The organism is Labrenzia sp. ATLA3 (assembly GCF_057180185.1).
Window position 1 is genome coordinate 196,714 of sequence record NZ_JBXUKV010000009.1, and the last position, 14,279, is coordinate 210,992.

Below are 14,279 nucleotides of genomic sequence, written 5' to 3' on the forward strand. Positions count from 1 at the left end.
CCCTGGTTTCACAGGCTCAGGCGGCCGTTGCCAGAAGCATTGACGTGCGTGGCAATACCCGTGTCGAGGACGAAACCGTTGTCAGTTACATGACCATCGTTCCCGGGCGTTCGTACAGTGCGTTCGATGTCGATGAGTCTCTAAAGGCGCTCTACGCAACCGGGCTTTTTGCAACGGTCGACATCACCCCGCGTGGTAGCGTTGTCGTTGTGACGGTTACAGAAAACCCGATCATCAATCAGGTGTCTTTCGAAGGTAACCGGAAGATCAAGGACGGTGCGTTGGAAACGGCCGTACGCTCGCAGCCTCGTTCGATGCTGTCCCGTGCGAAGGTTCAGGCCGACGTTCAGAACATTCTTGAAGCTTATCGCCGCTCCGGTCGCTATGGCGCGTCCGTCGAGCCGCAGATCATTGATCGTGGTCAGAACCGTGTCGATCTTGTGTTCGAGATCAACGAAGGTGCCAAGACTGGCGTTGAGCGTATCAGCTTCATTGGCAACTCCGCATTCAGCGATGGCCGGCTGCGCGATGTTATCCGTACCCGGGAAAGCGGCCTTCTGAGCTGGCTTCGCAGCACGGACACCTACGATCCGGACCGTCTGGCCGCGGATGAGGAGCTGCTGCGTCAGTATTACAACAAGAAAGGCTATGCGGATTTCCGTATTGTCTCCACGAGTGCGGATCTCGATCGCGAGCAAAACATCTTCTACGTGACCTTCACTGTGGAAGAGGGTGAGAAATACGAGATTGGTGACGTTGAGATCGTTTCCACGATCCCTGACGTTGATCCTGAAGATCTTCGCCGCCTTGTACGTACCAAGAGTGGCCAGACTTTCAATTCTCTGCGTGTCGAACAGTCTGTCGAAGACATCACGCTGCGTGTCTCGGAAGAAGGCTATGCCTTTGCCCGTGTCCGTCCGCGGGGTGCTCGCGACTACGACAACAACACGATTTCGCTGATCTACTACATCGAAGAAGGTCCGCGCGCCTATATCGAGCGGATCAACGTGATCGGCAATGACCGCACACGTGAGTATGTTATTCGCCGCGAGTTCGACATTGCCGAAGGGGATGCGTTCAACCGTGCGCTTATCGATAAGGCTGAACGTCGTCTGCGTAACCTTGGTTTCTTCGAAAGGGTCTCGATCACCACACAGCAGGGCAGTGCGCCCGACCGCGTGGTTGTGAACGTTCGTGTCGAGGAAAAGCCGACCGGCGAAATCTCTTTCGGTGTTGGTTATTCGACCGTCGACGGTGTCATTGGCGACATTTCGCTCACCGAGAAGAACTTTCTGGGCCGCGGCCAGTTCGTGAAGCTTGCTGTTGGTGGCGGCACGGACACGCAGTCTTACGAATTCCGCTTTGTGGAGCCGTTCTTCATGGGGCGTCGTGTCGCGCTGGATCTTGATCTCTACCGCAAGGTGGATGATGCCAACGACTATCGCTCCTTCGATCAGGAGAAGACCGGTGGTGGTTTCGGCTTCACGTTGCCGTTACGGGAAGATGAGCTGACTGTCCGTCTGTTCTACAACATCTTCCAGGAGCAGAACTCCGATCCGGACAACAACTCGACCGACATCAACAACTGTGACACTGCAAGCCTTTCCCTGGCGGTCTGTGACTCCCTCGGTACCTATCTGACGTCCCTGGTTGGTTACGAGCTGCGTTACAATACGCTGGACCGTGTCCTGGATCCGTCCGACGGTATCTATGCGTCCTTCGGTCAGGAAATCGCTGGTCTGGGTGGTGACAGCTTCTACATCAAGACCGAAGTCCAGGCACGTGCCTACAAGGAAATCCTGGCTGATTACGGTCTCATCGGAAGCCTGTCGGTGCGTGGTGGTAACATCATGGCCCTTGGTGACGAGCGCTTGCGTGTGTCCGAGCAGTTCATGCTGGGCGGGAACCTGGTGCGTGGTTTCGAAAACCAGGGTATCGGTCCTCGTGACGCCACGACTGAAGATGCAATCGGTGGCCGCTTCTACTTCGCTGCAACAGCGGAAACGATGTTCCCATTCCCGGTCATTCCCAAGGAATTCGGCCTGAGTGGTGCGGTGTTTGCCGATGCTGGTTCCTTGTGGGATGCAGACAGCAGCCTCGTGAGCCTCGTGGATAACAATGGTGGTCAGATCGACTCGAACGACTTCAACGTCCGTGCGTCGGTTGGTGCAGGTATCCGCTGGAACTCTCCGTTCGGACCTCTGCGGGCAGACTTTGCATACCCGATTGTCAAGAACGACTCTGACAAAACGCAGATTTTCCGGTTGAGCGGCGGTACGCGCTTCTAAACTGCGGTCACATAGGATAGAAAACGGCCGCCGATCCGTTCGGCGGCCGTTTTTGTTGGCTGGCAAGAAGGATAATATCATGTCCGAGCCAAATTTTTTTGAATCTCCGGCTCCGGTCTCTCTTTCAGATATCGCGTCCTGGGCGGATGCGGAGATCGCTCGCGGCGAACCTGAGTTGATGATAACGGGTGTCGCGCCGCTGGAAGATGCTACGCCCGGCGCCCTGGTCTTTTTCGACAACACTGCTTATCTCAAGAAACTGGATGGCACCACGGCAGCAGCTTGCCTGGTTAACAGGAAGCACAAGGACAAGGTGCCTGAGGGCGTTGCCGTTCTTGTCTGTGCAGATGCCTACCGTTCCTGGGCAAAGGTGCTTGCCAAACTTTACCCCGCAGCCATGGTGCCGGTAGACGCAGGCCCTGCGGTGATTTCAGAACGGGCGGTAATTGATCCGGCCGCTTCGCTTGAAGACAATGTCACCGTGGAAGCGGGCGTTGTGATCGCAGCCGGTGCAGAAATCGGTGCAGGTACGGTCATTCGTGCCAATGCTGTCATTGGGCAAGGCGTGAAGATTGGCCGTGACTGCGTAATAGGTCCAAATACTACGGTTCAGCATACTGTTATTGGTAACAGGGTTTATCTGCATCCGGGCGTTTGCTCCGGCCAGGATGGCTTTGGGTATGCAATGGGGCCCCTGGGGCACCTCAAGGTTCCCCAGGTCGGCCGGGTGATCATTCAGGACGACGTAGAAATCGGTGCCAATACGACCATCGACCGTGGGGCAAACAGGGATACGATCATCGGCGAGGGCACGAAGATCGATAACCAGGTTCAGATTGGCCACAATGTGGTGGTTGGACGCCACTGCGTTATTGTTTCCCAGGTTGGTTTGTCCGGAAGCTGCACGCTTGAGGATTTTGTCGCCATCGGCGGGCAAAGCGGAGTGCGCGGTCACGTTACCATCGGTATGGGATCTCAGGTGGCTGCCGTAAGCGTTGTAAATGATGACCTGCCTGCCGGCGGGCGCTACGGCGGCACACCGGCTAAGCCGGTCAAACAGTGGTTCCGCGAGGTCGCTGCCGTCAGAAAGCTTGCAGAGCGCGGCAGCGGATCGTAAACGGATTACAAACAGGACTTTGCGGCGGTCATTCGCCAAGGGGTGGTATATGGTAGACGCAGAAAACAAAACACTTGCCAGCGCAGACATCATGAGGATCATGAAGCTCCTGCCGCACAGGTATCCTTTTCTTCTGATCGACAAGATCATCGAGATGGACGGTGACGACAGCTGTATCGGCATCAAGAACGTCACCATCAACGAACCGCATTTTACAGGACACTTTCCAGAGAGACCGGTTTTCCCGGGCGTTCTTCTGATCGAGGCCATGGCTCAAACGGCCGGCGCGCTCTGCGTGCATGCGCGCGGTGACGATGCTCCGCCGCAGTTGGTCTACTTCATGACCATCGACAAGGCGAAATTCCGCCGGCCGGTGGAACCTGGTGACCAGGTTTATTTCCACGTCAAGAAGATCAAGCAACGCTCCAACATCTGGAAATTCGATGCTGTCGCCAAAGTCGATGGCAACAAGGTTGCAGAAGCAGAAGTCAGCGCGATGCTGGTAGATGCGTGAGGATATATGACTGACATCCATCCAACGGCCATAGTCGAAGACGGGGCCGTGATCGGCGAGGGCGTTCGTATCGGGGCATATTCGATTGTCGGCCCGAACGTGAAACTCGCCGACGGAGTTGTCCTGGAATCGCATGTCGTTGTTTCGGGTCACACAAGCGTTGGGGCCAATACGCATATTTTCCCCTTCGCAAGCATTGGCCACAAACCGCAAGACCTTAAGTTTTCTGGTGAAGTCAGCTTTTTGGAAATCGGTGCCAACAACCAGATCCGTGAACATGTGACCATGAACCCGGGTACGGAAGGTGGCGGCGGCTATACCAGGGTCGGTGATAACTGTCTTTTCATGATGAGCTCGCATGTCGGCCACGACTGCAAGGTCGGTGACCATGCGATTCTGGCCAACAATGCCACGCTTGCGGGTCACGTCGAACTTGATGATTTTGTCATTCTAGGCGGTTTGAGTGCTGTCAGGCAGTGGTCGCGTATAGGAACGGGCGCAATCGTGGGGGGCATGACTGGTGTCGAATTCGACGTCATTCCTTTTGGCTCCGTGATCGGTGATCGCGCCCGCCTTGCCGGGCTCAACCTTGTCGGTCTCAAGCGCAAGGGTTTTCCTCGGGAACAGATCCACGCCCTGCGTGCAGCATATCGGGCACTGTTTGAGAGCAATGAAGGAACCTTGCGCAGCCGGGCTGAAGCGGTGGCCGCTGAAGGTACTGATCAACCTCTGGTCAAGACGGTTACCGACTTCATCCTTGAAAAGGAAGACCGCCGGTTCTGCACGCCGCGCAGCGACGACTGACGGATGGCCGGGGCGGATACGGCGACAGGACCACGCCTTGCCCTGATTGCGGGGAATGGCAGTTTGCCCTGCCAGATCGCGGATGCTCTCAGCAATGCCGGACGTGACTTCAAGATTATCGCCATCAAGGGTGAAGCGGACGAACGCACACGCGTTCAGGCCGACGCTGAGCTTGGTTGGGGCGAAATCGGTCGGCTCTACAAATTTTTGGAAAAAACGGGCTGTCAGGACGTGCTTCTGATCGGTGGTGTTTCCAGACGCCCCGATTTCACGTCCATCCTTGGTGATTTAGGTACATTGAAGCGATTGCCGACGATTATCAGGGCGTTGGCCGGTGGTGACGACAGTCTTTTGACCAAGGTGATCCGCCTGTTCGAAGTCGAGGGGTATCGGGTTGTGGGGATCAAGGATGTAGCGCCGCAACTGCTGGCTTCAAGCGGGGTGCTGGGAAAAGTGCAGCCAACCCAGACGGATTGGCGGGATGCGGAACTCGCCTTGCGGGCGTGTGAAAAGCTTGGCGAACTCGATATCGGCCAGGCAGCCGTTGCTGTGGGAGGAAGGGTTGTTGCGCTTGAGGGGGCGGAAGGAACTGATGCCGTCTTGCAGCGGTGTGCGGAGTTGAAGCGCAATGGCCGAATACGGGCCAAGGGTCGCGCCGGTGTTCTCGTGAAGACGGCCAAACCAAATCAGGACTTGCGCGTGGATCTGCCTACTGTCGGGCCGAAAACCATCGATTTGGCGGCGGCCGCAGGTCTCGCGGGAATCGCTGTTGAGGCGAGCGGTGCCCTGATCGCCGAAAAGGAAGTTACCCTCAAAAGGGCTGATGACGCGGGTCTTTTTGTTGTCGGAATAGAGCACGAATCGAAACTCGATGGCGCTTCACCTGATCAGTCGGACGAGCGTTCGTGATGAACGGACAGGTGCCCTCGATCTGCGTGGTCGCCGGGGAGGAATCCGGAGACCAGCTTGGTTCGGAGTTGATGAAGGCACTCAACGAGCGTTTGGGGACAGGGGTTCGTTATTGCGGTGTTGGCGGCGAACGGATGACGTCTCTGGGGCTCAAGAGTTTCTTCGATATGTCCGATGTCTCCGTCATGGGACTAACCGCAGTGCTTGCCAGACTTCCGTTGATCATCAAACGTGTCTACCAGACCGTGGATGCGATTGTTGCGGCCAATCCAGATGTGCTGGTGATTGTCGACAGTCCGGATTTCACCCACAACGTTGCCAAGCGCGTGCGCAAACGGGCACCGCATATTCCCATCGTAGGCTATGTTTCGCCGTCCGTCTGGGCTTGGCGTCCAGGCCGCGCCCGCAAGATGAGTGTCTATGTAGACGACCTTCTGGCCCTGTTGCCTTTTGAGCCAGACGTACACCGCAAACTGGGTGGACCACGTACGCACTACGTTGGCCACCCTTTGAGTGAAAAGGCAGACGAGCTCCGCCCCGCGGCGGGCGAAAGATCATCGGTCGACGCAGACGAGAAGATCTTGCTCGTGCTTCCAGGAAGCCGGCGAAGCGAGATCGACAGGCTCTTGGCGGACTTCGGGGCAACGGTTGCACTCGTTGAAAAAAAGGTGCCTGGCCTCAAGGTGGTCTTGCCTGCTGTTGTGCATGCCGAAGATAAAATCCGCCAGGAAACTGCCGGTTGGTCCGTCCCGGTCGAGATCGTCACGGGACTTGAGGCAAAGCGGGCAGCCTTCAGGAAAGCGCACGTAGCCTTGGCCGCGTCGGGTACTGTCTCGCTTGAACTTGCCCTTTCAGGCGTTCCAATGGTGGTTGCCTACAAGGTCGACTGGTTCTTCAGGCGTATCAAGGATCTCAACCAGATCTTCAAATTTTCCAGCGTCGATTCCTTCGTGCTGCCGAATATTATCCTCGGGACAAAAGCGATACCGGAATTCCTTGATGAGGAAGTGCAACCGGACGTGCTCGCCTGCCATCTTGTTGAGCTGCTGAAGAACGGTCCAGAGCGTCAGAAGCAGATCGAGAATCTGCAGAGACTAGACGATGTCATGCGACTGCCGGATGGTCATAGCCAGCGGGGTGCTGCTGCAGATGTGGTGCTTGAGGCTATGAAGGCTAAGGCCTGACGATTTCCTAAATTGACTGACTGCTGACAGGAAGAAGTTGGATCTTCAAGCAGACGGAATAGCTCTGCGAGGCTGGGAAGATCGACGGTTTCTCCATGTGTGTTTGAGACCAGTTGACCAGGCAGACACCCAGCAGAAGCGCAACGCAACAGACCTTCCTTCTCCCATGCCGAACAACATCAGCTTTCTTCAGGCTGCTTTGCGTCTAGCCAAATACATGCAAATAATCCGGGTGCGTTCTATACGTGTTTCACGGTTCCAGTTAGGCACAAAAAAGACGCCCGGCAGTTAAGCAGGGCGTCTTCATTTTGGCATGTACGCAGATATAAGCTGCGAAAAATTACAGGCGACTGCCGGCGTGCGCCTTAACGGCGCTGTTCGATCGGCGTGTAGTCGCGCAGCTTTTCACCCGTGTAGAGCTGACGCGGGCGACCGATACGCTGGGACGGATCTTCCACCATTTCTTTCCACTGGGCGATCCAGCCAACAGTACGGGCCAGAGCGAACAGAACGGTGAACATTGTTGTCGGGAAGCCGAGCGCTCGCAGCGTGATGCCAGAGTAGAAGTCGATGTTCGGATAGAGCTTCTTGTCGACGAAGTATTCGTCGTTGAGCGCGATTTTTTCGAGTTCCATGGCAACGTCCAGAAGCGGATCGTCTTTGATGCCAAGTTCGCCAAGAACCTCGTGCGTCGTTTTTTGCATGATCCGAGCGCGCGGATCATAATTCTTGTAGACACGGTGACCGAAACCCATCAGGCGGAACGGGTCGTTCTTGTCCTTCGCGCGGGCGACGAACTCCGGAATACGATCCACGGAGCCGATTTCCGACAGCATGTTGAGGGCAGCTTCGTTGGCGCCGCCATGTGCCGGACCCCAAAGGCAGGCAATGCCGGCCGCGATGCAGGCAAACGGATTTGCACCGGAGGAACCGGCCAGACGAACCGTAGAGGTCGAAGCGTTCTGTTCGTGGTCGGCATGAAGAATGAAGATGCGGTCCATGGCGCGGGCCAGAACCGGGTTCACCTTGTATTCCTCGCAAGGCACGGCAAAGCACATATGCAGGAAGTTGGCTGCATAGCTCAGGTCGTTGCGCGGATAAACGAAAGGCTGACCGACATGGTACTTGTAGGCCATTGCGGCAATGGTCGGCATCTTGGCGATCATGCGCAGCGACGCGACCATCCGCTGGTGCGGATCGGTGATGTCTGTCGAGTCGTGATAGAAGGCAGACAGCGCACCGACCGTGCCAACCATGACAGCCATCGGGTGAGCGTCGCGGCGGAAACCGGAGAAGAACCGGTTCATCTGTTCGTGGATCATCGTGTGATAGGTCACACGGTTGACGAAGTCTTCCTTCTGGGTCTTTGTCGGCAGTTCGCCGTAAAGCAGAAGATAGCAGGACTCCAGAAAGTCACCGTGATCTGCGAGCTGCTCGATCGGGTATCCGCGATAGAGCAGGGTGCCTTCATCACCATCGATATAGGTGATCTTGGATTCGCACGACGCGGTGGAGGTGAAACCCGGGTCGTAGGTGAACATTCCGGTGTCCTTGTACAAGGACGAGATGTTCACGACGGACGGTCCGATGGATCCGTCAAGAACGTCGAATGCGTGGTCGTTACCACCGACATTGAGCTTGGCGTTGTTGTCGGCCATTCAGAAACCCCTTTACGTTAAACGGATGTGCCGTCCTGGTTCGACCCTTCAGGCGATGGGTCCCGTTTCCGGTTGCCGGACCAGCACTGGAGACTTTTCGCGTATTGCGTATCCCATTTACTGCACTGCCGCAAGCTGGGCGATATAACGCTTTGGTCAAAGACGTATTTCGCCCGCCAGTGCAGCCGCCGGAAGCTTGGATTTTGCTGTAAGGTGCACCCGGCGGCACTTGATATCAGGCAGCCTGATCCTGAATTCTGGCCAGAGATTCTTCCCGGCCGAGAGCGATCAGAACATCATAGATGCCGGGTGACGTGCCGCGGCCCGTCAACGCGGCCCTTAACGGCTGGGCTACCTTGCCGAGTTTCAATTCCTTGCTCTCCGCGTAGGCCTTTACCGCTGTTTCCAGTGGTTCCGCAGTCCAGTCAGAGACACCCGCGACAACACCGTGGAGATCTTTCAGGATAGCTCTGGCATCGTCGTCCAGTATTTTCCGGGCCTTTTCATCAGTGTCTAGCGGGCGTTGACGCCAGAGATAAGAAGCGCTTTCCGTCAGCTCCACCAGAGTCTTGGCCCGTTCCTTCAGTCCCGGAAGCGCAGAGAGAGCAGTTGCCTCGTTGTTGCCGTCTGCAAGCCAGGAAAGAACCTTATCGCCGCCTTCGGCATGTGCGAGATAGACCTTCCAATGGCTCAGCAAATCGCTGTCCTCGGTCGCACGCATGTAATGCCCGTTGAGGTTTTCCAGTTTCTTGAAATCGAAACGCGCAGCCGACTGGCCGACGGCGTCGAAATCAAACCACTTGATCATGTCTTCCAGAGAGATGATTTCCTCGTCGCCGTGGCTCCAGCCAAGCCGGGCCAGATAGTTTCGCATGGCCTGCGGCAGATAGCCCATCTCGCGATAGGCCTCAGCGCCGGTCGCGCCATGCCGCTTGGACAGTTTTGCACCGTCCGGCCCGTGAATAAGAGGAATATGCGCCATTGCCGGCACATCCCAGCCAAGAGCCTGGAAAATAAGCGTCTGCCGGGCAGCATTGGTCAGGTGGTCCACACCGCGGATGATATGGGTGATGCCCATGTCATGATCGTCCACCACGACGGCATGCATGTAGGTTGGAGTGCCATCCGACCGCATCAGAACGAAGTCGTCGAGATCCTTGTTCGGGATCACGACTCGCCCCTGCACGAGATCATCGACAACGGTCTCACCGTCCTGAGGCGCCTTGATACGGATGACAGGGTCGACACCTGCAGGGGCTTCGGAGGTGTCGCGTTCGCGCCAGGTACCGTCATAGCGAGGAGGTTTGCCCTCGGCTCGGGCTTTCTCGCGCATTGCGTCGAGTTCTTCCGGCGTACTGTAGCAGCGGTAGGCCGTGCCGTTTGCCAGCATTTGCTCGACCACTTCCTTGTGGCGCTCAACGCGGGAAAACTGGGAGATTGGGTCTCCATCCCAGTCCAGTCCAAGCCAGGACAGGCCGTCGATCAGCGCGTCCACTGCTTCCTGCGTGGAGCGGGCCCGATCCGTATCTTCGATCCGCAGCAGCATCTTGCCGCCATGATGGCGAGCGAATAGCCAGTTGAAAAGCGCGGTGCGGGCGCCGCCGATATGCAGGAACCCGGTCGGAGACGGGGCGAAGCGCGTGACGATGTTCTGTGCCATGGTGCTTTATAAAAGTCTCTGTCAGTATGACGGCGCGGAGCGCGCCGAGTTGGTGGCGCGGTCTTAGCACAGGCTTTGGCGAGGCTAAATAGGCGCTTCTGCCCTTTCTTGGACCAAACGGGGAGCTGGGGTGACGTCACTGACCGGTCCGCAGGATACGACTGACAGCCGGTCGCAAACGGCACGGCATGATGATCGGGGGCAAAGTTTATCACCTGCTGCTACCGGATCTGACGCGCGTTTGAGGCGGCGTTTGTGGGCGTCGGGCGACAATCGCCATGCCAGTTCGATAATAAATTCTGCGACAGATCGTCTTTGGGATGCCCAGGGCCTCTTGTGGGTTGCCTTCGCGTTCGCAGCGGGAATTGGCGCTTACGTCTGGTTGCCTGAGGAACCGTCCTGGATGCTGTTGATGTCTGTGACGATTATCGCAGCGGTCGCAGTCTTGCGCGTAGGACAACGCGGAAAGGTGGCGGTTTCAGCCATGCTCTGTCTGGCTTTCTTCGCCGGGCTGGCTACGTCCAGTCTTCGCACTGCTTATGTTTCAACGCCGCGCCTTGCTGAACCGATAAACGCCGATGTGACCGGCGTTGTTGAGGAGGTGGATACAGGGGCGCGGGGTAGTCGGCTCGTGCTTGCGGTAACCGCCGTGAATGGTCAACCGGCGAGGGAACTCGAGTTTCCGGCCAAGGTGCGCTTGCGTGTTCCCGCTGACAGTGGGGTGCAGGTTGGGGAAACCGTTCGTGTCAATGCGCGCCTCTTTCCGCCGCCTGGCCCTGTTTTTCCTGGAGGGTATGACTATTCGTTCCGGGCGTTTTATCAGCAGATAGGTGCGACGGGTTTCAGTTTCGGGCCACCTCAGGTCATGAAGGTTCCAGGTCGCGGACTTTGGCTTCATCCCAGCGTCGCTGTTGCGAAACTGCGTAGCGATATCGCGGAACGGATCAAAGCCAGTCTTGCTGATGGACCCGAGACCGCGTTGATCGTCGCCTTGCTGGTTGGCGACCGAAGCGGCATCGGTGAGCAGCAGGAAGACGTTTTGCGTTCGGCCGGGCTCGCTCACATCCTAGCAATTTCAGGGCTGCATATGGCGCTCTTCGCCGGGGGCACCTATGGGGCCGTGTTGCTTCTTTTGTCGCTTGTTCCGATTTTGACGTTGAGGTGGCCCGTGCATAAGTGGGCAGCACTTTCAGCTCTTGGTGCTGCGGTCGTCTATCTGCTCCTCTCCGGTGGCGCAGTCGCCACACAGCGATCCTTTCTGATGATTGCCATTGTCTTTGTCGGAATTCTGTTCGGTCGGCGCGGTCTGACTTTGCGCAGTGTGGCACTGGCAGGCCTCCTGCTCCTCCTGATTGCACCCGAGCGACTGTTTTTCCCGGGCTTTCAGATGTCATTCGCAGCCGTGATCTGTCTGGTTGCTGTTTATGACTTGTGGCGACACAGAGAGCGCTTCGGATCTACCGGTGACAAAGTGTCAGGATGGGGCATGGCGACAGGCGTTTTTCTTGGCAGGTGGGTTGCCGGTCTGCTTGTGACTGCGCTGGTTGCAGGATTGGCGACCGGCATTATCGGAGCTCATCATTTCAGTCGAATTGCGCCTTATGGCGTCGTGGGCAACCTGCTGGGGATGCCCGTCTTTTCGCTGCTTGTCATGCCGATGGGGGTGCTGGCCTTCGTTCTGATGCCCTTCGGACTGGCTGCGCTCCCTCTGACAGTGATGTCTTTCGGTGTCTCGCTCCTGTTGAAGGTGGCCTCTTTTACCGCCGCTCTAGATGCCGACGGTGGCACATCGGGTAGGCTCGACGGAATGGCTGCAAGTCTGCTGTTGTCGGCGCTTTTTGCCGGCCTGCTGCTGCCTGGAAGGAAGCGTCTGTTTGCCGGATTGCCACTGCTCGCCGGGCTGCTGATTGTCATCACTGACCGGCCTCCGGACATCCAGATTGCTGCAAGCGGCTCTCGTATAGCTGCTCGGGATGATGCCGGATCCTTGAGGTACGCTGCCAGAGGACGGTCCTTTGCGACCGACCTCTGGCTCCAGTCCGAAGGCGTTCCTGAAGACGCGATTTTATCGCGCAAGATAAAGTCGCCACAAAGAAAATGCGATGATGATGGCTGCGTCGTCAGAGCATATGGACCAGGAGAAGGATCAGAGGCGCTGGAACAGGCTATGCCGTATTTAGCGATAGCTCAGCCCAGGACGTTCGAAGCGTTTCAGATGGATTGCAGGTATGCCGATTTGATCGTGACCGATCTAGTCGCTCCGAAGGGGTGCGGCTCAGGATTTGTTCTTGACCAGAAAATGCGCTCCGCACGCGGCGCGGTTTCGATCTGGTTGTCAAGAAGCGCCACTCGGCAGGAGACCGATACCAATAGGCTTTCCGATGCCCGGGAGAACCCACCTGACGGAAAGCTGAAAATCGAAAAGCTGGTGTTTGCCATCCCAGATCCGCCGCGTCCCTGGCATCAGCCAGGAACGGTCGCAAGGGAGGGGTTGCGTCAAATCGGCCATGCATCAAATGCAAAAGGGCGCGAGGACGAGTAGAGGATCAATATTGCCGAAACAGGGCAACGAGGCGTCCCTGAACACGGACACGACCAGGCCCGAAGATCCGTGTCTCATAAGCTGGGTTCGCTGCTTCCAGCGCGATTGAGGCACCTTTCTTGCGCAGTCGCTTCAAGGTTGCCTCCTCATCGTCCACAAGAGCGACGACGATATCTCCACTGTCGGCGCTGTCGGTCTTGCGGATCAGAACCGTGTCACCATCCAGAATGCCGGCTTCGATCATGGAATCGCCGCGCACATCCAGTGCGTAATGCTCTCCGCGTCCAAGCAGGTCCTGAGGCACGGTGATCGAGTGGCTGTGGGTTTGAATGGCCTCGATCGGAACGCCGGCTGCAATTCTGCCCATGACTGGAATTTCCGTGACACCGATAGCGGGTTCCGGCGCCACTTTCGCAGGTTCCGGTTTGCCCAGTGAGCCTTCTATGACTTCGGGCGAGAAGCTGCCCCTCGGCCGGGGAGCGCCCAGGCCCGGCGCGATGGAATCGGGGAGGCGCACGACCTCCATAGCTCTGGCCCGGTTGGGCAAGCGCCGGATGAAGCCACGTTCTTCAAGTGCGGTGATCAGACGGTGAATGCCTGACTTGGAGCGCAAATCGAGCGCATCCTTCATTTCGTCGAAAGACGGCGGCACACCGGTTTCTTTCAGTCTTTCGTGAATGAACATGAGCAGTTCGTACTGCTTGCGCGTCAGCATGTAGGCGTCCCCTGACCGAGAAAACATCTGGTACAAATCAAGAACATGATACCTGTTCTCATTGTGTTCTGCAAGGGTAAATGTTCTCTTACTGTTCTTGGCGTTCTGCAAGCCGCCGCGTTCAATTCGTGGCTGATGTCGCTGCGTCGTCATGCGTTAAGCGGCTTTTGATCGCTAATTCGCAGGTGACAAGCGTTGGTGCTCCACCGGCAGCAAGAATGACTTCGTGCAATCCTCAATTCTGATCGATGGCTCGTATGGGAACACAGAGCTCCTGATTTGGTGTTGTCCCGGCATACGGAGAAAGCAGTTTTTCGGAAATCAGACCTGTCATGGCATCTGCTTCGCGAAAGACGGCTCCGGCAAGGCTGCCAAGGCCGTGGACTTCATAGGGCGAACCCTCCAGCAGGAGAGCAAGTTCGCGGATGCTGTTTGTCAGGTCGGCAAATGGAGCCAGCGTCGTGATGAGGTCGTTGTCCTTGATGGGGCCGGAGTGGGTCTCGGCTTGCTGTACGCGAAACAGCGTGATTTCGGTCTCCGGTGCGCGCGAAGCCTCAAACGCTGCACCTTGCAGACCATACCCCTTGATAACGCCAGCGCGCGCTATCTAAAGCGTGTGTGGCAACAGGTGATGAAGAAGCTCTCTGCCTTCCTCGTGCCAGTAGGCGTGTACATGGGCGAACCTCTCGCCGTCCTTCCTGCCAAGAATTGCGATAGCTGTTTCAAGTATGGCACCCTTGGAGGAATGCGTGTCGCTTTACCAGGCCGCGTGGCGGTCCTTGATCGCGCAGGCAGGCATCACGAAGTCAAACGCCTCACGCGTCAGACCGGAAAGATCGAGTAGGGCCGAAGTCAGCTCATGCCGCTCGGCGTAACGACCCAGAACCT

General features: G+C 57.1%; 11 protein-coding genes. 8 read left to right on the top strand and 3 right to left on the bottom strand.

Annotation, left to right across the window (positions count from 1 at the left end; all coding sequences use genetic code 11):
* Positions 1–44 precede the first annotated feature (44 nt).
* The 6 genes from bamA to lpxB all read left to right on the top strand — a co-directional run bounded on the left by bamA (position 45) and on the right by lpxB (position 6,816).
* On the top strand, positions 45–2,288 hold the full coding sequence (gene bamA, locus AC2A6O_RS24830) for an outer membrane protein assembly factor BamA (RefSeq protein ID WP_209001303.1): 2,244 nt from the start codon (positions 45–47) through the stop codon (positions 2,286–2,288).
* Between the two features lie 79 nt (positions 2,289–2,367).
* Positions 2,368–3,405: a UDP-3-O-(3-hydroxymyristoyl)glucosamine N-acyltransferase gene (lpxD, locus tag AC2A6O_RS24835; protein ID WP_498931093.1), complete on the top strand. Its 1,038-nt coding sequence runs from the start codon at positions 2,368–2,370 to the stop codon at positions 3,403–3,405.
* Between the two features lie 49 nt (positions 3,406–3,454).
* On the top strand, positions 3,455–3,919 hold the full coding sequence (gene fabZ, locus AC2A6O_RS24840) for a 3-hydroxyacyl-ACP dehydratase FabZ (protein WP_148586759.1): 465 nt from the start codon (positions 3,455–3,457) through the stop codon (positions 3,917–3,919).
* Between the two features lie 6 nt (positions 3,920–3,925).
* The gene (gene lpxA, locus AC2A6O_RS24845) at positions 3,926–4,723 is read left to right on the top strand and encodes an acyl-ACP--UDP-N-acetylglucosamine O-acyltransferase (protein WP_498931095.1); all 798 of its coding nucleotides are present in this window, start codon (positions 3,926–3,928) and stop codon (positions 4,721–4,723) included.
* A 3-nt stretch (positions 4,724–4,726) separates the two neighbouring features.
* Positions 4,727–5,632, top strand: a complete 906-nt coding sequence (locus AC2A6O_RS24850) for an LpxI family protein (protein ID WP_148586761.1) — start codon at positions 4,727–4,729, stop codon at positions 5,630–5,632.
* On the top strand, positions 5,632–6,816 hold the full coding sequence (lpxB, locus tag AC2A6O_RS24855; protein ID WP_498931097.1) for a lipid-A-disaccharide synthase: 1,185 nt from the start codon (positions 5,632–5,634) through the stop codon (positions 6,814–6,816). The genes AC2A6O_RS24850 and lpxB overlap by 1 nt, the downstream gene beginning before the upstream one ends.
* A gap of 365 nt (positions 6,817–7,181) precedes the next feature.
* On the opposite strand, the gene gltA is transcribed toward lpxB, so the two are convergent.
* Both gltA and gltX read right to left on the bottom strand, forming a co-directional pair.
* Positions 7,182–8,474 (bottom strand): citrate synthase, encoded by a 1,293-nt coding sequence (gene gltA, locus AC2A6O_RS24860; RefSeq protein WP_148586763.1) that lies wholly within the window; start codon positions 8,472–8,474, stop codon positions 7,182–7,184.
* 235 nt (positions 8,475–8,709) lie between these two features.
* Positions 8,710–10,134, bottom strand: coding sequence for a glutamate--tRNA ligase (gltX, locus tag AC2A6O_RS24865; protein ID WP_498931099.1), 1,425 nt, complete (start codon positions 10,132–10,134; stop codon positions 8,710–8,712).
* Between the two features lie 412 nt (positions 10,135–10,546).
* Between gltX and AC2A6O_RS24870 the strand changes: the two genes are divergently transcribed.
* Positions 10,547–12,676 (top strand): ComEC/Rec2 family competence protein, encoded by a 2,130-nt coding sequence (locus tag AC2A6O_RS24870; RefSeq protein ID WP_498931101.1) that lies wholly within the window; start codon positions 10,547–10,549, stop codon positions 12,674–12,676.
* 4 nt (positions 12,677–12,680) lie between these two features.
* Here AC2A6O_RS24870 and lexA read toward each other — a convergent pair whose 3' ends face one another.
* Positions 12,681–13,391, bottom strand: a complete 711-nt coding sequence (gene lexA, locus AC2A6O_RS24875; protein WP_498931103.1) for a transcriptional repressor LexA — start codon at positions 13,389–13,391, stop codon at positions 12,681–12,683.
* Between the two features lie 226 nt (positions 13,392–13,617).
* Between lexA and AC2A6O_RS24880 the strand changes: the two genes are divergently transcribed.
* Positions 13,618–14,235 (top strand): hypothetical protein, encoded by a 618-nt coding sequence (locus AC2A6O_RS24880; protein ID WP_498931105.1) that lies wholly within the window; start codon positions 13,618–13,620, stop codon positions 14,233–14,235.
* Positions 14,236–14,279: the final 44 nt, after the last annotated feature.